Genomic DNA, 21,285 nt, shown 5'->3' with positions numbered 1-21,285 from the left:
AAAATGATAAGAAGCGGGCCGCTTATTTTACAACCGGAAGCAAAATTTGTATCTCGGTACCCTTGTCTTCTTCGGATCGTATACCTATGGATCCTTTATGTAACCTGATGATGTTTAACGTTAATGGCAGGCCTATACCATGCCCCTGAAAATTACCTGTGTTTGATGCCCTGAAGAACGGCTCGAAAATATGTTGCTGCTCTTCCTGCGGAATGCCAATACCCCTGTCTATCACCTTTACAATGATGCGCCCGCCTGTAGATGTAACTTGTATTTGTACCGGCCGGTTATTGGAGTATTTGCAGGCATTTAGCACAATATTGCTTAGCGCAAGTTGCAGCAGGTTTACATTTCCTTCGGTTTGCAGCGAAAGTTCATCCTCAGGCAGAGACGAGAAATCCAGGTCTATAATACTTTCCGCAATTACCTTTTTGGCAGCATCTGCTACAGTAATTATTAGTTCATCAATCCGTATTTTTTGCCAGTCTTGCTTTTTGCCGTCAAAACCGGTTTGTGCCAGTCCTAATAAACTAGCCAGTATTTGCCCAAGTTTCTCGGCTTCCAGCAAAATCGCTTTTACGGCGGGCTTAAGTTCATTATCCAGCCGGGTATTAGTCAGCAGCAGTTCGGTTTCGCTGGTTATGATAGTTAAAGGTGTACGCAATTCGTGCGAGGCGTTGCTCACGAAATTATTCTGCGTTTCAAAAGCTGTTTCCAGCCGCGTAAGCATATTGTTAAAGGTGAGTATCAGTTCGGCTATTTCGTCCCGGCTTTTTATCTCGTCCAGTCGCATGTGCAGGTTATTGGCAGTAATGCTTTTAACCCGTTTTATCATACCCCTTAAAGGCTGTACAGTTAAATAAGAAAATACCTTACCTGCTACATAAGCCAGTACAATAGCCACAAAAAACATAGCAATGAGCACCCGTTTTAACTCTTCCAGCTCTTTAAAGCCATAAGGGTCTGTTGCGGTCACCACTACTATATAACCCCTACCTTTGCTGTTGAAGTAACCACCGGCGTAAAAGCGGTTCTTTTGCGTATATCTTACTTTTCTGCCTTTAGATGCTATAACTTCCCGGTAAAAAGATTTGGGAAGTTTCAGAGCCGGTATGTGGTTATCTGCCGTGGATGTATCCAGCCGTACAACGTACTCCTTCTCGTTAAAGAGCTTCTCGAGGTAGCGTTGCCTTACCTGCTGGTAAGCAAGAGATGACTTATCGGGATCAATGCTAATCTCGGCAGTGAGGTTTACTCTTGCCTCCAATCGTTTAAAAAAGTCTTCGAAGTTAAATTTTGATACAAAGTAGAATATAGAGGCATTAAGCAGCAATAAGCCTATGGTAGAAATGCCAAAAAAAAGCAACGTTATTTTAGTTTGAAGCTTCATTGCTTTCTTCCTTCATTATGTAGCCCATGCCAAATACGGTATGCAAAAGCTTTACCTGATGGGCACTATCAACCTTTTTGCGCAGATAGTTCACGTATACGTCCACCACGTTGGTACCCATGTTAAAATCAATATCCCATACATTTTCCAGTATCTGTATCCTGGAGAGTACCATATTTTGATGGCGCATAAAATACTCAAGTAACCGATACTCCGTAGCGGTGAGGCTAATGGCTTTGCCGTCCCGCTTTGCTGTTTTTGATGTTGTATCAACCTCCAACCCGGCTAAAGAAAGCACAGTTTTTGGCGAATCGCCCTTTTTGCTGCGGCGCACCAGGGTACGTATCCGTGCCTCCAGTTCTGCAAATTTAAAGGGTTTGGCAAGGTAGTCGTCGGCACCGGCGTTAAGCCCGGTTACCACGTTCTCTGTACTTGAGAGAGCTGTCAGCATCAGTATAGCTATGTTATCATCCTGTTTACGGATCTCTTTACAAAGTTGTATACCGTTTATTCCAGGCAACATTACATCCAGAATCAATAGGTCAAATTGGTGGCCCACCGTCATTTCCAAACCGGTAGCACCATCCCCGGCTACGCTAACCTCCATTCCTGCATCGGTTAACCCGCGAACAATTACCGACACTAATCCGGGCTCGTCTTCAACAAGTAGTATCTTCATTTAATAAAAGAGATTTAGAGGGGCGGCTAAAGGTAACAAAACGGATTTTAATTGTTATTGATGACGGATGTTTGCCATGATCAAACTTTATCAATAATCCGGCAAGTATAATGGTTTGCCTTACACATAAAAACATGAGCTTAACCTTCTTTAGAATTGCATTCTTTTGCCTTGTTCCCCTCGGCTTGTTCATCCTTATAAAAACCATAGGTATGCTAAAAGGGCTTTTTAGCGGCGAGGTGGTTGCTGAGTTCCCGATGAGTCAAAAATCATACAATTTTGATATTGATAAACCTGGGGTATACGCCGTTTGGCAAAAGGGCAAGTTGTTTAAACGCACACCTATAGACAAGTTTAATATAAAGCTAACCAAAGAACCGGGCGGAGAAAGCGTTAGCTTAACCAATTCGTTTTTTAGCCCTCATGTTAACGGCCTGGATACGGCACGCCTGGAAACCCTTCGTTTTTATGCAGAACCAGGCGATTACCGGCTAACGCTGGAAAAGCGAAACGGCACTTCTTTTTTTGAACAGCTATTTTCTCGTTTATTCCCTGATGCACCTGTTGATTACAGCACGTATTCAATACAGGTAAGAGAAAGCCGGCCTGTTTATTACATTATTGCTGCTATCCCCTTGTTTACCTTATCTGTATTTTGCATTATTGGTGGTATTGTAGCAGGTTTTGCAGCGCCAAACATTTTAACAGATATGGGTATTTTATATACCTGACATATCCAAGTTGATAGTAAGTTAACTAGTGTTTCACCCTGGTGGCACTAGCCGGTATATCAAGCCGATGACAAGATTTTGTCAGTTTTAGCTTAATTGATTAATCTAAAGAGCTTTAGTTTGTTTCACCTGGAGTGTTTGTACTGTTTCACAATGTTTCGGCTTAAACTATTAATCTGTTGATCATTAACTATTTACAAAAAAACATTGTTTCGGGTGTTTCGCTTTCAACCGAAACACTTGCGCAATAATTACTGTACAAGACTGAGCTTTATTAGTAACACTTATTAACAGTGAAAATCAATGGCTGATACATGTAAGGACAAAGTTTTTTTTCTTTTTCTATCCCATATCCTACAAGCGGATGTACATCCAGAGCATTGGGGCTATTGTTGCTATAGTTGTTCTGTTCATTTGGAGCAATCATCAACTGCAAGGCCAGCTATCTAAAAAGACTATACGCGGTAAAATCACCGATATTAAAACTGGAGCTAAAGGTGGCAGCGGCAGTGGTAAATACAGCGGCAAAAGCAGTTACTATCATTTTCAGATTGCAGGCTATAAACGTAACTTCTTGCTGGAAGATGCAAGTGTATTTGAGAACTGGCAGGTTGATGGTGATGACTTCAAGACAGGTGATATAGCGTCGTTCAGGATTATGGCAGTTGACCAACAAAACCTGCAAAAACCAACTGAATACCGCACACAAAACAACATAGCCTGGCCACAGGAAGCTTCCAGCATAAAGATGTACGGACTGGAAATAGATGGCAAAAAGGTGCTATCTGCCAATAGCTCCATCAGAGGCCAAACCTATAATCGCTGGTTTTGGTTGATGGTTCCTTTATTCATCTACTCACTCATGTGCGTTTTCATAAGAACAAGGTTTAAAGTTTGGACAACAGGCAGAGGATAAAGAGCTTGATAACTTGATCAATAACAACATGGATATTTACCAACAAGGGGAACAAAAGATTATCAGTATAGAAGTTGAACTAAAAAAACTTGGTGAGTGGCGGAAGGAACGCCCCGGAGAAGAAGTTTTCGTAAACATGGGTGCATTTGGCAGCAACACCATGCCGTTTACTACCTGGCTTCAGTTTGTGTTTATCCCGAGAATTCAGGAGATTGTTGCCAGTCGCGGAAAGTTCCCAAAGTCCTCGTCAGTATCGGTATATGCCCATAGAAATTTGGAAGAAGACAGGTACAGACATTTAAATACCTTGCTAAGCGAATTTGACAGCCTAATAGAAAAATCAGATATCTGAAAATGCAATTATGACTATCGTCACAAAAATCAGGAAAGAAGCCACCACTCCTTTTGTAAAGAACCAAAATTGCTTTTCGGTAGCAGCGGAGTTTGTCAGTTTATCTTCTAATAACTTCAATTGCGTTTCATTCACAGCTAGTTCCCTTTTCAAAATCTCGGGATTCGCAAACCTTCTGTTTTCCTGAGAAGTTACCGGGTATATGATCCAAAGTCGCCCTTTTGATTGAAGGTAGATGAGGTTTACCCGGTTGCTGATTTTTTTGACCTGGTAATGTACAATGTTGACTGGCTTGTTGTCAATTATAACACCATTGTGCCACATTAAGGTCTTTCGGCCATAGATAAAGTACATTATCGCTGCAACAAAGGTAATAGGCCCTATCATGAAAGCCTTAGTGTTCCCAAAAAAGTCGTTTATACTACGCGCTTTAGCAGCCAGATGTGGGTTTACGCTGTGAGACGCCATCTGGCAAAGGATAATTAAAGTAAAACACCAAAATATAAGGCTGAACATTAAAAACGCGCTGCGGAAATTGCCACACTTCAGAAGCACATCAGGAGCGATATAGCCTTGCTTAAAGCTATCATCGGGTGAATACTTGCCTGGCATTTCTGTTGATTTGTTAAAAATCATACTCTTAGAACAGTAAAATACCGGTAATGGTTTCTAACTAGTTAGCTTGTTAGATGTAAACTCAGTAAATGAAAAAGGCCTTACGAAATTTCGTAAGACCTTCAATTTGGTGGAGAATATCGGAGTCGAACCGATGACCTCTTGCATGCCATGCAAGCGCTCTAGCCAGCTGAGCTAATCCCCCGTTCGGGTGGCAAATATATTATATCTTCCAATAACATTATACTGAATTGATAATTATTTTGACAACGTGCCACCTTGTTTTATTCTTCTAAATACCTTTGTTCCCGCTGCTTTACACTATTACCAAAATCTAACATACAATGCTGTTAGCAGCAGGAGTGTTATAATGATTAGCGCCAGTGTAGAACGGTCGACCTTAAACATTCCTGCATCTATTTTAATAGCTTTAGGGTTTACTTTCGGTCCCGCTAAGCTTACCGCTACCATAACAATAATGGTGAACATGAAAGACAGCCCCATACAGATAAGAAACGGTATTTCGTACCCGCCTTTGCCATTTGGGAATGCGGTGTACAACAAGGTTTCGTTACCAAAAATCCTCGGTGCGTAATTGTTAAACAACACCGACATTCCAAAGCCTGTAAGGATACCTGCTATAGCCGCCTGACCGGTAGTACGTTTCCAAAAGAAACCCAGGATAAAAATTGCGAATATACCCGGGCTGATAAACCCTGTATATTTTTGAATGAAAGTAAACCCGCCTTCGCCACCTATGCCAAGAATGTCTTTCCAGGTTAGAATAATAGAGAACACCATAGCGGCCAAAATGGTGAGCCGTCCCACATTAACCATCTTCTTTTCGCTTGCATCTTTTTTGATGTGTTTTTTGTAGATGTCAAGCGTAAATATGGTTGAGATACTATTGGCTTTACCAGCAAGAGATGCTACAATTGCAGCTGTTAGCGCCGCAACTGAAAGCCCTTTTAAACCGGTAGGCAGGAAACCCAGGACAGCGGAATAAGCATTATCAGAATTGAATTTACCGCCCGATGCCATCTCGTGCTGTAAGCCACCATTCTTGTATAAAACGTAAGCCGCTATACCTGGCAACACTACAATTATCGGCATAGCCAGCTTCATTAGGCCGGCAAAAAGTATACCTGTACGAGCAGTTTTAAGATCTGCGCCGAGTGCTCGCTGGGTAATGTACTGGTTACAACCCCAGTAGTTAAGGTTCACTATCCATTGCCCGGCAAAATACATGGCTATGCCCGGCAAAGCCAGGTATTTATTTATTTCGGCCTGAGAAGCGCCCGGCTTGGGTTTGGGAAGTATCATCTTGAAATGTTCAGGAGCGTCTCCCAGCATAGCTTTTAAACCAGCCATTGCGTCTTTACCCAATCCAAATTTCTCGCTCACCAGTGTTAGCGCTATGTAGGTTGTGGCCAACCCGCCCACTACTAATACCAACACTTGTATTACATCGGTAAAGCCTATTACCTTCATGCCACCCAATGTTATTATCAGCGCGAAAATTGCAAGAGCAATAATTATCTCGTGCAGATACCCGCCGCCTGCAAGACTATTTATGGCTAAAGCCCCCAGGTATAATATCGATGTGAGATTTACAAATACATACAGGAACAGCCAAAAGATGGCCATAACAAAACTCACTGTTTCATTATACCGCGTGTGAAGGAACTGTGGCATCGTAAATATCTTATTCTTAAGATACACCGGCACAAACCACACTGCCACAATAATTAGTGCGATGGCTGCCACCCACTCGTATGCTGCTACCGCAAGCCCCACAGCAAATCCCTGCCCGCTGGTACCAATAAACTGCTCGGCAGAGATATTAGAAGCTATAAGTGAGGCGCCGATGGCCCACCAGGTTAGAGAGCCTTCAGCAAGGAAAAAATCTTTGCTGTCGGACACACCTTGTACCTTCTTGCGGCTGTAAACCCAGTATCCATAACCAGATACCACAATAAAATAGATAACGAATATGATGTAATCTATCTGAGTAAATTTGTTCATAATTGATTGGTTAAGTATCAATAGTTAAGCATGTACCATAACCCATCTATGGCACATGTGATAAAGGATTATTTGTAGGCTATTTCATTCCAGCGTAACTCATTCCTGAATTGCTCTATCGTCGTATTCTTACCTATACGCAAAAATTCGATTCCTGCCATATCAGCAAAGTCCTGCAAATGTTCTGCGGTAAGATTCTGGCTGTAAGCTGTATGATGAGCACCTCCGGCATATATCCACGCAGCGCAACCTGTTTTCATATCAGGCAACGGCTTCCACAGCACACGTGCAACCGGTAAATTTGGAAGCTCGTGTTCAGGCTCTACTGCTACCACTTCGTTTATGAGCAAACGGAAACGGTTTCCCATGTCAATTAACGACGCATTCAGCGCCTCTCCGCCCGCCACGTTAAATACCAACCGTGCCGGATCAGCTTTACCGCCAATACCCAGTGGATGCACTTCCAGCGCCGGTTTACCTGCTGCTAAAGAAGCATCTATCTCTAGCATATGGGCGCCAAGTACTAACTCGTTCTCAGGATCGAAGTGATAAGTGTAGTCTTCCATGAATGCGTTACCACCCGGTAATCCGCTACCCATAACTTTAAAGGCGCGTACTAAGGCGGTAGTTTTCCAGTCACCCTCACCAGCAAAGCCGTATCCGTCAGCCATCAGGCGCTGGGCAGCAATACCCGGCAACTGCACCATCCCATGTAAATCCTCAAAAGTATCGGTAAAGCCTTTATATCCACCTGCTTCTAAAAACTTGCGCAAGCCAAGTTCAATTTTTGCGGCTTCATAAACCGACTGGTAGTGGTCTGCACCTTTCTTTAAAGATGCGTCCATCGTATAAATATCTTCGTAGTGGTCAGTCAAAGTGGTAACCTCATCCTCAGTTACGCTGTTTATGACAGCAACCAGATCGCCAATGCCGTAGCTATTTACAGCAAACCCGAATTTGGTCTCTGCTTCCACCTTGTCTCCGTCTGTAACTGCTACAAAACGCATGTTATCGCCAAAACGCACAAACTTTGCGCCCTGCCAATCATGCCATGCAGCAGCAGCACGCGCCCAAGTATCAATCTGGCTTAACACCCCGGTATCCTGCCAATGTCCTACAACAACTTTACGGCTCTTACGCAAACGCGAAACCATAAAGCCAAACTCACGGTCGCCGTGGGCGCTCTGATTAAGGTTCATGAAATCCATGTCAATAGAACTCCATGGTATGTCCCGATTAAACTGGGTATGCAGGTGAAGCATTGGCTTCTGAAGGATATTCAAACCTCGAATCCACATCTTGGCGGGTGAAAACGTATGCATCCAGGTAATGATGCCGATGCAACCCGGTGCGGCATTTGCCTCTTGTATTGTAGTATATATTTCTTCAGTAGATTTTACCACCGGCTTATAGATCACCCGGACAGGTATTGTCCCCGAGCTGTTTAATCCTTCTGCAATGTGCTGAGCGTGTTCGGCAACTTTTTTTAGTGTTTCTTCGCCATATAAATTTTGGCTGCCGGTAATAAACCAAACTTCAAAGGTTTTTAGATCGATCATGATGTTGATAGAATTTGTATGATTTGTTCAGGCCTGACCATAATAAGAATCAGGACCATGTTTACGTTCGTAATGTTTTTTAATTAGAGAGTCCTTTAGGCGTGGAGCGTTGTTGTTTATCTGTTCGGTTAAATACGCCATATGAGCAACACTTTCCAAAACTGCGCTGTTGTATACCGCCTTTTCGGCCGTTTTGCCCCAGGTAAAAGGCGCATGGTTGCCTACCAACACCATTTCCACTTCTTCGTAACTTAACCCCAATTTGGCGAAATGGTCTATGATCTGGAAACCTGTTTGATATTCGTAATCTCCCCTCACCATATCATCATGCATTGGCGGAGCGCAGGGAACATCTACAGTAAGATGGTCTGCATGTGTGGTTCCAAAAATAGGTATGCACCGCTGAGATTGCGCCCATGCCGTAGCAAAGGTGGAATGGGTATGCACAATGCCGCCAATGTTTACCCAGTTTTTATATAGCACTGCATGCGTTTGAGTATCTGATGATGGGCGGTGGTCGCCGGTGATGGTTTTTCCGTCGAAGTCGACAATTACCATTTTGTCAGGCGATAGCTCATCATAAGGTACGCCGCTCGGCTTAATTGCGAACACGCCTAATTCTCTGTCCGCCGCACTTACGTTGCCGAAGGTAAACAGCACAAGCCCAAGCTTTGGCAGCTGCATATTAGCTTTGTAAGCTTTTTGTCTAATGTGTTGATACTGATCCATACTACAAGGTTTGCAGTTTAGCTTCGTTTACAGATGCTGTTTGTCTATCTATATGTCCGCCTAGTGACTGGTACATCTTGTAACGCTTTTGGTATACGGCGTTCATTTGTTCATTCGGCTCATAGCTTACATCAAAACCGCCGCCCATTGCCTGCATGGCAGCCTCAACGTTAGGATATATGCCAGCTACTACCGCTGCGAACATTGCCGCACCTAATGCGCAGGTATGCGTAAACTGATGGATGCGTATGGGCATGCCCAACACATCAGCCATCATTTGCATAATAAATGGAGATTTCTTTGCAACTCCGCCAATCCCGATGATTCCTTTAACCGATATACCTTCACTTATAAATCGTTCCACGATGCTTTTAGCGCCGAAACATGTCGCTTCTGCCAACGCGCGAAATACCCGCGGGGCATCACTCCCTAAATTGAGTCCACCAATGGCTCCCTTAAGGGCCTGGTTGGCATCGGGTGTACGGCGACCGTTAAACCAGTCTATCGCCAGCTCGCTTTCTTCGTCAAATGGCAACAATGCAGCCTGCCGGCTCAGCTCAGGTATAATTTGTTCTGCAAGCTCTTCTTTCAAGGCTTCAGCAGTTGCAGCGTCGATTATTTTCGAAGCTGAAAGCAGGTTGTTTATGGGCCACGAAAGCAGATTTTTAAACCATGCATACGTGTCGCCAAAGGCAGACTGCCCTGCTTCTAACCCTGCCATTCCGGGGATCACAGAACCATTTACCTGCCCACAGATGCCGTTTACCAGTATTCCATTCATGTCGTTCATGGGTGCTACCAATATGTCACAGGTAGACGTACCCATTACCTTACTTAAGTAGTACGGCTCTATTTGTCCGCCTACTGCGCCCATGTGGGCGTCAAATGCGCCCGTGCCCACCACTACACCCGTAGATAAACCCAGCCTTGCAGCCCACTCTCCGCTGAGTGTACCTGCAGCCTTGTCAGCAGTGTATGTTTCGGTAAATAATCTATCAGTGATGCCAGTCAGCAACGGGTCTAATGAGGTAAAAAAATCATCTGGGGGCAGTCCGCCAAACTCTTCAGCCCATAAAGCTTTGTGACCTGCGGAACAGCGCCCGCGTTTGATGTCGGCGGCATCACTCCCGCCCGTAAGTAAAAACGGTATCCAGTCGCAGTGCTCCACCCAGGAATGCATTGCCTGACGGACGTCAGCATCTACCCTTAACACATGCAGCAGCTTTGCCCAAAACCATTCCGAAGAATAAATACCCCCAACATACTGAAGATAATTTGTGTCAAATTTTGAAGCGTGATCATTTATTTGTTCGGCCTCCTTTATACCCGTATGATCTTTCCAAAGCACAAACATCGCGTTAGGATTTACTTCGAAATCGGGTAGCAACGCAAGCGGAGTTCCAGTTGCGTCTATTGCTATAGGGGTAGACCCGGTGGTATCAACTGAGATGCCTTTAACAGCACTTGCAGCCTGTTGCCCGCCAGCCTTCTTTATACAATCCTTTATAGTGGCTTCCAGCCCCTCTATATAATCTAGCGGATGCTGCCTAAACTGATTTTCGGAAGGTTTGCAGTACAAGCCTTCGCGCCAGCGGCGATAATAGAACACTGATGACGCTATTTCACGGCCATTCGCGGTATCAACTATCACCGAGCGGACAGAGTCCGTTCCGTAGTCAACACCGATCACAAATTGATCGTTATTCATAATTGGTTTACAATAATTGTCTAATTAACATTTAATTTGCTAGAAATAGAAAATTATTTTCAGAAATCTGTTTAGCTGAGTGCTTTAGGTATTTGGATTAAATTATGATAAAAGGTAGTGTATAGCTATTTTAAACGATACACGCTTTTTACATCCTGAGCAATTTTTGAGCTTAGAAGTTCGGCACCGCTACGGTTCAGGTGCAAGTCATCGTAAAAATACTTAGGGTTAGTAAAGCTTGTGAGATAATTAAACACAGGAACATTGTTTTTCCTGGCTATTTGGTAAATCAAAGCAATATTCCTGTTGGCTTTCAAGTCTATCGTTTGGTAAATAGGCGACATGGTAATTACCACTTTTATGCCTTTGGCTCTACAACTTTCAATAAATTTTTTGTAGTATATAGCAGCTGTCGTGTCTACCTCATCGTTTACGTTGTAAGCGGGTTTGTTGCCGTGCCATTCTCCGGTTTTACCAATAAATCCGTCCTTACTATTATCCTTTTGGTACTTGGGTAAAAACTGCACCATTTCGTACAGGATAAGCGAATTATAAGGATAAATCTTAGATAACATTTTATAACGTTCAAACTTATCTCGGAGCAAACAAACTTCCCTCACTTCCGGATGCGAGTCATAATACGGCAGTAACACATTGAGCCTGTCGAGGTTTTCGCGGTACTTGAATATCTGGAATTCGTTCGGGCGGGTATCTAAAATAATCAGCTTGGGTGTGTACCGCTTAAGTACTGCCTGCAATAACCCGTAATGGTAATATATATAACTAAGATCTCGTCCGCAGTTATAAACAGACATGTTAAGGCTGTCGCTAAGTATGCTAGGGTCGTAATGTTCTGCAGCTTTCGATGATCCGAACACAAGCACATCAGCAGTGGTTTTATTGATGATGTAATTTGCCCTTGCGTCAAATCCACTTTTTTGAGTAAAATAAAAATGCTCCAGCAGCGCGCCTACACCCCTGTCAAGCACAAACATCAGCACCAACAATATCAAAAGTTTCTTAGCTATACGTTTCTTATCAGCCATAGTTAAAACTTAAAGTATATAAACTGTCCGCCATCAAATACACCAATTAGCAATATACTGAGCAACAAGAAACAATAAGAAGCCATGCGTACTATTGGCGATGTATGATACAGAAAATAGCTGTTGCCATGATTTAGGTAAGTTGCGGCATCGTGCACAAGGAGTATGATTATCGCAATGAGGGAGTACACGATAACGTTCATATTATTATCAAATAAAAAGAACTTACCAGTTGGGTGGGCGATGCGGCTAATTACAGTGAAAGCATCTTGTACATTGTTTGCGCGGAAGAATATCCAGGTAAAGCATAGAAAAACAAACATCAGCAACATACTCACACCATTGTACAGCAGAGAGGGTGCCTTTTTTGACATCTTCTTTCTAAACTTCTTTGTCAGAAACTCATAGCTCATAGCCAGTCCATGTAGCACGCCCCATATTATATAGGTCCACCCTGCCCCATGCCAAAGGCCGCTAATGCTAAAAGTAACCATTATACCAAACACTACAGCAAACTTGCCCCAGTCTCGTTTCGCGACTATAATTGGAGTAAATAAGTAATCGTTAAACCAGGTATTAAGAGATATATGCCACCTGCGCCAGTACTCGGTTACACTGGTGGCGAAGAAAGGCGTGTTAAAGTTGGTCATGAGTTTGAAACCCATTATACGGGCAGTACCCAGGGCAATATCTGAATACCCGGAGAAATCCGCGTAGATCTGAAATGCAAAAAACACTACCGCCGTAATGAGCATGGATGTACTGTAAGAACCCGGACTTTGGTACACTGCCGATACAAAAATGGATAACCTGTCTGCTACAACAAGCTTTTTAAAAAAGCCAAGTAGCATAAGCCGTAAGCCAATAGATACATTCTCGTAGGTAATAGGATGCTTTTCGTAAAACTGGTGCAGTAAATTTTGGGGCCTTTCTATAGGGCCTGCTACCAATTGGGGATAAAACATTACATACAGGGCATAAATACCAAAACGGCGTTCGGCAGCCTGGTTCCCGCGATACACCTCAATAGTGTAGCTCATGGCCTGGAAGGTGTGAAAGGATAAGCCAACAGGCAATAGTATACTAAGGTAAGGTATATGGTTGTTAACACCTACTTGGTTTAACAACAGAGATATATTGTCATTAATAAAGTTGTAGTACTTAAAAAAAGCCAGTACGCCAATATTAGCCACTAACGACATGATCAGGTACAGCCTCCGTTGCTTACCGCTGGATTGTTCTATCAGTATACCTGCAAAATAATCTACAATAATGGTGAACAGAAGTATAAGGATGTACACCGGTATAAATACCATATAGAAGTAGCAACTTGCTACCAGCAATATCAACCATCTAAACTTATGCGGCAGTATATAATAGAGCGGGGTAACAACAAGAAAAAATACAACAAAGTGTAAGGAGTTGAATAGCATAGCCGCGCAATAGTTAACAGAGGGCGAACGAAGATAAAAAATAAAAGCTTTTAAGACAATGAGCGTTACAGGAGCTTAAACCTAAACCAAAGTAACAGAAAGGTTGTTGTCCGTTAAAGTAATTGCGGCTAATGGCGGTACACCTGTTAAGTAGTTATATTAGCACACGTCAATTATTAACTGGCTTTCCATAATAACCCTCTCCTGCTATGTTCACTTCTTTATCTGCCGAATTTACATCACCACAGCAAGAGGAAACGCCCTTTGATCAGGCTCCCAAGTGGAGTAAAAGCGCGATTTGGTACCAGATTTTTCCCGAACGCTTTCGTAAGGGCATGGAAAGCAACAACCCGAAGCCAGAGAACATCAATATACCACCTGTAGGACAAATTGCTCCTGAAGGATGGCAGGTGAGCTCATGGGGAAGAGACTGGTACGGCCAGGACCCATGGGAAGAAGGCCGCGAGTTTATCGACAATACCTACTATAGAAGATATGGTGGAGACCTGCAGGGTATACTCGATAAGTTAGATTACCTGCAAGATTTAGGCGTTACAGCATTGTATATAAACCCGCTAAACGATGCGCCATCGTCACACAAGTATGATGCACGTAATTATCACCACATTGATGTGAATTTTGGACCTGATCCCGAAGGTGATTTGGGTATTATAGCATCAGAAGATCCGGCTGATCCGGCTACCTGGCAGTGGACCGCGGCAGACAGGCTTTTTCTTGAACTAATTAAAGAAGTACGTGCGCGCAACATGCGCATTATAATGGATTACAGCTGGAATCATACAGGAGTTATGTTTTGGGCATGGCAGGATGTGTTGAAGAACCAATCACAATCTCGCTATAAAGATTGGTATGAGATAAGATCATTTGATGACCCAAACACACCTCACAATGAATTTGCTTATACCGGTTGGGTGGGCGTAGCCAGCCTCCCCGAAATAAGGAAGGTGGACGTAACAACCCACCGCATTAATGGCCAGCCTTACGAAGGAAATATTAATGAAGGCGCAAAACAGCACATCTTCGCGGTAACCCGGCGCTGGTTGGCGCCTAACGGAAACACTGACGAGGGAATAGATGGATTTCGTTTGGATGTGGCAGATCAGATTGGATTGGGGTTTTGGCGCGATTTCCGTCGTGAAGTTAGAAGCATAAAAAAAGATGCTTACCTAGTGGGAGAAGTTTGGTGGGACGAGTGGCCTGATAAGCTGATGGATCCTACACCGTATACCCAGGGTGATGTTTTTGATGCGGTAATGTTCTATCAGGCATACAGGCCGGCAAGGTATTTTTTCGCGCATACCGATTTTCCGTTGGATGCACAGCAATTTAAAGAGTCTTTGGAGTATGAGTGGAATAGGGTGGCCGAAGATAAGCGATATGCGATGATGAACGTTTCCTCCACCCATGACACGCCCAGGCTACTTACTGATTATTATAACACTAACAAATACAAGTTTCATGCAAATCCCCGGGAAGAACCTAACTATCGCACTGGCAGACCCGATGAAGAAACTTATAAACGATTAAGATTATACCTGATACACCTGTTTACCAGCATTGGAGCGCCACATATATGGAATGGCGAAGAAATGGGTATGTGGGGGGCGGACGACCCGGATGAACGCAAGCCGCTGTGGTGGCCAGATCATCAGTTTGAGCCAGAAACCCGCACTAACATACAACCAGGCGACAAACTGTACGACGATGTAGGCTTTAATGCCGAACACTTTGAATGGTATAAAAAATTAATTGCTATTCGCAAGAACAATCCCGTACTTAATAATGGTGCTATAGAGTTTTTAACGGCGGCGGGCGGCATACTTATATACCGTCGATATGACAATCAAGATGAGATATTGGTTTATTTCAATACCGAAGATCATGAGTACACTTTCAACTTACCAGACGGACAGTATTTAGACCTGTTGACAGACCGGAGAATCAATGGCTCATTCACATTAAATACACTTAATGGATCGATACTTAAAAGACTCGTTTAGATTGATGCACACAAAAGGTATAGAAACAGTAAAGCCCCCTGATGGGCAGGGGGCCTTTACTAACCAATTATAAACCTAAATTATGAGAAGACTTTTTTATGTATCGATTGCTGCTTGCAATCAATGGTGTAAAAGTAACACTAAGTTTTTAAACGTGCAAGAACTTTTTTGTAATTTTTTTGTCAGCTTGATATAAATAAACTTTGAGCATTACTTTAATAGTAACGATAACGCAAAAAGCTTACCAATATTTTAATATTTGTTGACGTGACAGTTACTTTTACCAAAAAAATCTTATCCACTTTTGTGAATAAACATCTCCAATGAACGTTACAACACACAAACCAGAGTTAACAGCCACTACTTTATGGATAATGACGCTAACAACCGGCTTTGTTGTTGCCAATCTCTATTACAATCAGCCACTACTTGATGATATGGCACGAACCTTTAAGGTAAGTAGCGGAGAAGTAGGACAAGTATCAATGCTTACTCAGGTTGGTTATGCACTTGGGATGTTCTTTGTAGTCCCCCTCGCAGATATGGTAAAGCGCAAGCGTTTAATGATAATAGACTTTGCTTTTGTTGTAGCTGCACTGCTGCTTACAGCTACAGCAAGCAGCATACATGTATTAATAGGCTCCGCCTTTCTTATTGGATGTACCTCTATAATCCCTCAACTATTGGTACCAATGGCAGCGCACCTTGCCAAACCCGAAGAACGAGGTAAAAAGATTGGTTTCATAATGAGTGGTCTATTGATTGGCATACTTCTATCCCGAACAGTAAGCGGTTTTGTAGGTGCACATTTGGGCTGGCGTGCCATGTTTTACATTGCTGCAGGTATTATGCTCCTGATGTGGGTGCTGATCTATTTTTTGCTACCAGAGGTAGAACCGGATTATAAGGGTAACTACGGCACGTTGATGCGCTCACTTGCCAATTTGGTAAAAAATGAACCCAAACTCCGGCTGGCATCTTTGCGTGGCGCTCTATGCTTCGCCTGTTTTAGCGCATTCTGGACCACCCTTGTGTTCATGCTGAAAGAAAATTTTGACCAGGGTAGTGATGTAGCTGGCGCCTTTGGTCTTGCAGGTGCAGCAGGGGCTATAGCAGCAGGCGCCATGGGAAGGCTTAGCGACAAGGCAGACCCTTACAAGATATCTACAGCAACATTATTGTTAGTAATCATCTCATTTGTGATCTTCTGGTTTTCTGCTTACAACATGATTGGCTTAATAATAGGTGTTATAGTTATGGACGCAGGAGTACAAGCCACGCACATATCTAACCAAGCTATAATCTTCTCTTTAAACCCTTCTGCTCGTAATCGCATCAATACGGTTTACATGGTGTCTTATTTTGTGGGCGGCGCTCTGGGAACGTTTTTGGCTACACGCATTTGGGGCTCGTATCATTGGGCAGGCATTTGCACCATAGGAATTGTGCTATCCTCACTTGCTACAATTATTCATTTGATGACGCGCAAAACCATGCAACGCACTGTGTGAAAACGAACACCGTACACCATTATCAAACAGGTAGCCTTCTACTAGCCCTTTGCTAAGCTTTCTGAGTAGCTTGCGAAATATTTTTTGAAAAATTTTTACAACAACAAGTATCTAATTATCAATTGTTTACGAATTAATTTCTTGACGATAGATTACTAATACAGCGGATTTCCAGATCATTTTTAATTTTTTGGCATGTAATTGGAAAGGTACTTATCAAACGCACTAATATGGTTATCGACGAGACAACTGAAACAGCGGGAGAAGAGAAACAATGGGACAACCCAACGGCTCCTGAAAAGACCTCTGACAGCCGGGACCAGGAACAACTGGAAAGGCAATTTAAAGAGGCAAAACGCAGGCATGACAACCTGGAAGAAAATCAGGAAGAAACAAACAATAACGAAGACACTAAAAACTAAACATTTAAAATATTGATCATGAAAACTACTAAACAAACTCCAGCAACTAAATTGGTAAACCGTTTCGACAAAGAATTAATGACGCTGTTAATGAGCGATCTGAAAGCTGTTAAAGCGATAAAGCAAAAAATGCTAAACATAAATGGTCAGCATTTAAACGCTGCATAGTAAAAAACATCACTGTAAAACTCACAACACTAACTATTTACCTATGAAACGCTATAACAAACCAGCCACCAGCAAATTAGTTGCCCGTTACGATAACGAATTAAAGAACCTGTTAATGGAAGATTTAAAAGCTTTCAGGGAACGCAACCAATTCACTTCAAGCAACAAACAGGAGGCCATACAACAACAGTTGTCGGCTGCCTGATAAACATATATTATATCTACTAAACATCCCTTTGAGACAAGTAAGGCCCGGCATAATATGCAGGGCCTTACTGTTTTAACGCGTATTGAACAATAAGTTCAGAAGTATGCCGGGAAGCTCCGGGTTCCCCCATTCTGCTATCAAGTTTGTCGTAATTAGAAAGCATTTTGTTACGATAGTTATTATCCTCTAAAAGCTTTTCTAACTCAGCACCTATCGTAACGGCGTTACACCCCCCCTGTATTAGTTCTTTAACAACTTGTTCATCCATAATTAAGTTTACAAGTGAAATAAACCTAATCTTGATCAACATACGGGCAATGCCAATGGTGAGTGCGTTTCCTTTATATACCACCACTTGGGGTACATTAAACAACGCAGTTTCCAGGGTAGCCGTGCCCGAAGCTACTATAGCAGCCTCAGCATTGTTCAGCAGGTTGTAGATGCTGTTAAAAACAACAGGAATATCGGCGTTGTTAGCATATTGCTGATAATAATTACTAGTGAATGTTGGAGCCCCAGCTATTACAAATTGGTATTCACTAAACACTGCAGCAACTTTAACCATCTCTGGTAACAGTCGGCTTATTTCCTGTTTTCGGCTTCCTGGCAATAGGGCTACAATTTTTCTATCAGTATTAAGTTCATTAATCTTAAGAAAATCTGGGTCAGGTGTAAAAGCATCAACAGCATCTAGCAAAGGGTTTCCAACATAATCTATGTCCATCCCCCACTTTTTATAAAAATCAACCTCAAACGGCAATATGCAGAACAAATGATCAACTACTTTCTTGATCTTAAGTACTCTTTTTTGATTCCATGCCCAAACCTTCGGAGAAATGTAGTAGCAAACTAATAATCCTTTTTCTTTGGCAAATTCAGCTATTTTGAGGTTAAACCCGGGGAAGTCTATCAACACCAATACATCCGGCTTATAGCTGATGAGATCGGCCTTGCACATCTTCAGATTTTTTAAAATAGTGCGCAGATTCATCACTACTTCAGCAAAGCCCATAAAAGCCATGTCTTCATAATGCTTAACGAGGGTGCCACCTTGGGCTTGCATCAGATTGCCCCCAAAGTACCGGAAACCGGCGTCTGGATCTTTCTCCTTTAAAGCTTTAATCAGGTTGGCACCATGCAGGTCGCCTGATGCCTCGCCCGCTACCAGATAGTACTTCATCAGCCTATACGTATTATAAATACAAACACTATCAGCATGAACGCAAAAGTAGCCATCATAATACCTCCGGCTGTCTTTTCCTGTTCCTTCTTAAAAAAGTACCTTAATACAACCAGGTTAAGAGCTATAGCCACCAGGTAAGGCACACCCGGTTTATTCAGGATAATCGCGTCATTGTGCAAAATAAAACCAAACACTCCCCAGGTAATACCCGGCAATATACAGCCGAGCAGCAAACCTGCTGGTATACTGTTGACATTAAACATTAAACTTCCAGCTATGAAGAACAGGGATGGCATGGTGTGCCGTCATGTCAAACTGCACCGGTACAACAGACGCGTAGTTATGTTCCAGTGCCCACACATCAGTATCTTCACCATTATCATTATTCTGAAAAACGCCTGTAAGCCAATAATAAGGGCGTTTGTATGGGTCTACCCGCTGATCAAATTCTTCCGCCCATTTGGCATTTGCCTGGCGACATATTTTGATGCCTCTGATATTTGCAGTATTAGGAAAATTTACGTTTAATAACGTGCCTGTTGGCATTCCGTTTTGCAATACCTGCAGGGCTATTTCTTTGACGTATTTAAGGCAATGCTGAAAATTAGCATCCATATTATAGTCGTCAAGCGAGTAGCCAATAGATGGAATGCTCTCGATAGCGCCTTCTACCGCTGCGGACATTGTACCCGAGTACAATACGTTAATAGAATTATTGAGCCCATGGTTTATACCAGACACACATAGGTCGGGCTTTTTCCCTTTAAACACCTTAGTGACCGCCAGCTTTACACAGTCGACAGGGGTGCCGCTGCAACGGTACATCTCTATGCCTTCATAAAGATCAACCTCATCCAACCGTAACGGTTTTCCAATGGTAATTGCATGGCCCATTCCTGATTGAGGGCTATCAGGCGCTACTACTACCACCCGTCCAATTTCTTTCATTACTTGCATCAGCGCTTTAATACCAGGCGCAGTAATGCCATCGTCATTTACAACTAATATGGTGGGTTTGGATAGCTTTGTCATAGGGCAAAATTAATATTAATTTACCCTGCTGAACTAAATAATTTTGTTTACTCCGGGCACCCTCACCAACCGTAAACCAAGAGCAAAGCTGCCTATTACCGCTAGCGGAGCAACTATCAGCAATTTTAAAGCAGGCTCCAGGTGCCAGCCGTGCAGGAAAACGGATAAAGCAATTAATATTAATGGATGAAATATATAGACCGCAAAGGTACTGCGAGATAAGGTGTTTAATACTTTTGAAGGCCTGTTCCAAAGTTGTTTGCCGATGCATAGCAGCGCAGTTACTATGGTAAAACCTGTTAATTGTTCCCATACAGCATACCATAGCGATTGCCAGTGACCGCCTACGTTGAAATACTCCACAGGAAAGTTGAGCACCTTCACCCCTACAAAGAACAACGGAAAGCCAATAAACACCAGGCAAGCCGCTATAGTAGCCATCATCTTACCCGTACAATAATCAGCGTTATTAATCCATCTACTGCGAGATGCAACCAAACCAATACAAAACATAGCTATATATTGTGCAAAATGCCCCAACTGAAAACCCAGGGGTTCGAGCGTACGCCCTACGGGATATACGGTGCGGACGAAATAACTTACAACACCTACCCCAACAGCTGTCAACAGTATTTTGCCTGCAGAAGGAAACGGGTAAATATGATGTTGACCTTTACCAATAAACCTGTACAGCCAATATGTTATTGTAAATATAAGCAACGCTGCTACAAACCACATTACTCCAAAGTTTATCCAGCCATCAAACCCGCCGAGGTATTGCAGGTATGTTATTCTTGGGTATGCACCAGCATAGTTATACGGCATAAAGCTAAGGAAAGGTGAGAGTACAAAAGAATAGAAGGCCAGCGGTATCCCGAGTCTGACGAAGCGTTCAATAATAAACTTAGCAGGTCCCTTTTTATCGTAAGATGATGGCACAAACAACGCGGAAAGAAAAAAGAAAAAGCCCATGAAAAAAGCTTGATTAACGGCTACGAACAGCGTCATGGGAATTAGCGCACCCGCGAGGGTTGTTTTTTCAGTAAAGTACCAGCCTCCTGGAGCGCCATACGTAATGAATGTATGATGCAAAATTACCAAAGCAGTAAGTACTACTTTTAGGCGGTCGATGTAAACTATTTTTCTAGTTGAATGCTCGGGTACAATTGCGGGTTCGGTTGCGGACATAATATCAAAAGTAGCAGGTTATTGATATATGACTACAAAAAAGCTTTGCCGTTACATATAAATAAAAAGGGAGCGCTGTTAATGCAGCGCTCCCTTTTGTTAAGTAGCTCAGTTTACAAGCTATTAATCCAGTTTACCAGTTCTTCGCGAGTTTTACCGGTCTTTTGCTGAATACGGCCAAGGGTTTCATCGTCCTTACCTTCTTCGTGCGCCAGATCGTCGTCGGTTAAATCGCCGTAAGCTTGTTTTATTTTTCCTTTTAGCTCGTTCCAGCCGCCTTTTAATTCTAACTTATCCATGATGTTTGTCTCCTTGTTTTGTTGTAATAAGAGAACAGATGTACATAACTTTAGTTTTCAGAATTGGTTA

At 42.8% G+C, this 21,285-nt stretch carries 22 protein-coding genes and 1 tRNA gene; 8 read left to right on the top strand and 15 right to left on the bottom strand.

The window, feature by feature from the left end; genetic code table 11:
* Nucleotides 1-22 precede the first annotated feature (22 nt).
* Complete coding sequence (locus AC59GT_RS19045; protein ID WP_497239124.1) at nt 23-1,390, bottom strand: HAMP domain-containing sensor histidine kinase; 1,368 nt, start codon at nt 1,388-1,390, stop codon at nt 23-25.
* Nucleotides 1,374-2,069, bottom strand: a complete 696-nt coding sequence (locus AC59GT_RS19040) for a response regulator transcription factor (protein WP_497239123.1) — start codon at nt 2,067-2,069, stop codon at nt 1,374-1,376. The genes AC59GT_RS19045 and AC59GT_RS19040 overlap by 17 nt, the downstream gene beginning before the upstream one ends.
* 134 nt (nt 2,070-2,203) lie before the next feature.
* On the opposite strand from AC59GT_RS19040, the gene AC59GT_RS19035 reads away from it, so the two are divergent.
* The 3 genes from AC59GT_RS19035 (at nt 2,204) to AC59GT_RS19025 (ending at nt 4,068) form a co-directional block, all read left to right on the top strand.
* Nucleotides 2,204-2,800 (top strand): hypothetical protein, encoded by a 597-nt coding sequence (locus AC59GT_RS19035; protein WP_497239122.1) that lies wholly within the window; start codon nt 2,204-2,206, stop codon nt 2,798-2,800.
* Nucleotides 2,801-3,164: 364 nt separating this feature from the next.
* Nucleotides 3,165-3,716 (top strand): hypothetical protein, encoded by a 552-nt coding sequence (locus AC59GT_RS19030; protein ID WP_497239121.1) that lies wholly within the window; start codon nt 3,165-3,167, stop codon nt 3,714-3,716.
* 28 nt (nt 3,717-3,744) lie between these two features.
* A complete protein-coding gene (locus AC59GT_RS19025) occupies nt 3,745-4,068 on the top strand; it encodes a YqcC family protein (protein WP_497239120.1) in 324 nt (107 codons plus the stop codon).
* Here the strand turns inward: AC59GT_RS19025 and AC59GT_RS19020 are convergent.
* From AC59GT_RS19020 to AC59GT_RS18985, 8 genes are all read right to left on the bottom strand, one after another.
* Entirely contained in the window at nt 4,057-4,704 is a 648-nt protein-coding gene (locus AC59GT_RS19020) for a hypothetical protein (RefSeq protein WP_497239119.1), read from the bottom strand. The two genes, AC59GT_RS19025 and AC59GT_RS19020, sit on opposite strands and share 12 nt — an antisense overlap.
* A 107-nt stretch (nt 4,705-4,811) precedes the next feature.
* Nucleotides 4,812-4,888 (bottom strand) — tRNA-Ala (locus AC59GT_RS19015).
* A gap of 119 nt (nt 4,889-5,007) precedes the next feature.
* Complete coding sequence (locus AC59GT_RS19010; RefSeq protein WP_497239118.1) at nt 5,008-6,708, bottom strand: sodium:solute symporter family transporter; 1,701 nt, start codon at nt 6,706-6,708, stop codon at nt 5,008-5,010.
* A 68-nt stretch (nt 6,709-6,776) separates the two neighbouring features.
* Entirely contained in the window at nt 6,777-8,267 is a 1,491-nt protein-coding gene (gene araA / locus AC59GT_RS19005; RefSeq protein WP_497239117.1) for an L-arabinose isomerase, read from the bottom strand.
* A 27-nt stretch (nt 8,268-8,294) separates the two neighbouring features.
* Nucleotides 8,295-8,996, bottom strand: coding sequence for an L-ribulose-5-phosphate 4-epimerase (locus AC59GT_RS19000; RefSeq protein ID WP_497239116.1), 702 nt, complete (start codon nt 8,994-8,996; stop codon nt 8,295-8,297).
* 1 nt (nt 8,997) lies between these two features.
* Entirely contained in the window at nt 8,998-10,704 is a 1,707-nt protein-coding gene (locus AC59GT_RS18995) for a ribulokinase (protein WP_497239115.1), read from the bottom strand.
* Between the two features lie 125 nt (nt 10,705-10,829).
* Entirely contained in the window at nt 10,830-11,750 is a 921-nt protein-coding gene (locus AC59GT_RS18990) for an SGNH/GDSL hydrolase family protein (RefSeq protein ID WP_497239114.1), read from the bottom strand.
* Between the two features lie 2 nt (nt 11,751-11,752).
* The gene (locus tag AC59GT_RS18985; RefSeq protein WP_497239113.1) at nt 11,753-13,183 is read right to left on the bottom strand and encodes an MBOAT family O-acyltransferase; all 1,431 of its coding nucleotides are present in this window, start codon (nt 13,181-13,183) and stop codon (nt 11,753-11,755) included.
* Between the two features lie 209 nt (nt 13,184-13,392).
* On the opposite strand from AC59GT_RS18985, the gene AC59GT_RS18980 reads away from it, so the two are divergent.
* The 5 genes from AC59GT_RS18980 to AC59GT_RS18960 all read left to right on the top strand — a co-directional run bounded on the left by AC59GT_RS18980 (nt 13,393) and on the right by AC59GT_RS18960 (nt 17,510).
* Nucleotides 13,393-15,204, top strand: coding sequence for a glycoside hydrolase family 13 protein (locus tag AC59GT_RS18980; RefSeq protein WP_497239112.1), 1,812 nt, complete (start codon nt 13,393-13,395; stop codon nt 15,202-15,204).
* A gap of 323 nt (nt 15,205-15,527) precedes the next feature.
* Nucleotides 15,528-16,715, top strand: coding sequence for an MFS transporter (locus AC59GT_RS18975; protein ID WP_497239111.1), 1,188 nt, complete (start codon nt 15,528-15,530; stop codon nt 16,713-16,715).
* A 230-nt stretch (nt 16,716-16,945) separates the two neighbouring features.
* A complete protein-coding gene (locus AC59GT_RS18970) occupies nt 16,946-17,137 on the top strand; it encodes a hypothetical protein (RefSeq protein ID WP_117382856.1) in 192 nt (63 codons plus the stop codon).
* A gap of 18 nt (nt 17,138-17,155) precedes the next feature.
* The gene (locus tag AC59GT_RS18965; RefSeq protein WP_165852043.1) at nt 17,156-17,305 is read left to right on the top strand and encodes a hypothetical protein; all 150 of its coding nucleotides are present in this window, start codon (nt 17,156-17,158) and stop codon (nt 17,303-17,305) included.
* 43 nt (nt 17,306-17,348) lie between these two features.
* Nucleotides 17,349-17,510, top strand: coding sequence for a hypothetical protein (locus tag AC59GT_RS18960; protein ID WP_165852044.1), 162 nt, complete (start codon nt 17,349-17,351; stop codon nt 17,508-17,510).
* Between the two features lie 67 nt (nt 17,511-17,577).
* On the opposite strand, the gene lpxB is transcribed toward AC59GT_RS18960, so the two are convergent.
* The 5 genes from lpxB to AC59GT_RS18935 all read right to left on the bottom strand — a co-directional run bounded on the left by lpxB (nt 17,578) and on the right by AC59GT_RS18935 (nt 21,215).
* Nucleotides 17,578-18,693, bottom strand: coding sequence for a lipid-A-disaccharide synthase (lpxB, locus tag AC59GT_RS18955; protein WP_497239110.1), 1,116 nt, complete (start codon nt 18,691-18,693; stop codon nt 17,578-17,580).
* Nucleotides 18,693-18,959, bottom strand: a complete 267-nt coding sequence (locus AC59GT_RS18950; protein ID WP_497239109.1) for a hypothetical protein — start codon at nt 18,957-18,959, stop codon at nt 18,693-18,695. Before AC59GT_RS18950 ends, lpxB begins: the two co-directional genes overlap by 1 nt.
* A complete protein-coding gene (gene surE / locus AC59GT_RS18945; protein WP_497239108.1) occupies nt 18,952-19,728 on the bottom strand; it encodes a 5'/3'-nucleotidase SurE in 777 nt (258 codons plus the stop codon). Before surE ends, AC59GT_RS18950 begins: the two co-directional genes overlap by 8 nt.
* A gap of 33 nt (nt 19,729-19,761) precedes the next feature.
* Nucleotides 19,762-20,916, bottom strand: coding sequence for an acyltransferase family protein (locus AC59GT_RS18940; RefSeq protein WP_497239107.1), 1,155 nt, complete (start codon nt 20,914-20,916; stop codon nt 19,762-19,764).
* 113 nt (nt 20,917-21,029) lie between these two features.
* A complete protein-coding gene (locus tag AC59GT_RS18935) occupies nt 21,030-21,215 on the bottom strand; it encodes a CsbD family protein (protein ID WP_117382861.1) in 186 nt (61 codons plus the stop codon).
* Nucleotides 21,216-21,285: the final 70 nt, after the last annotated feature.

The organism is Mucilaginibacter sp. 320_HR (genome assembly GCF_059691875.1).
The sequence above is the reverse complement of the archived record's forward strand: the minus strand, read 5'-3'. Positions and strand labels throughout refer to the sequence as shown.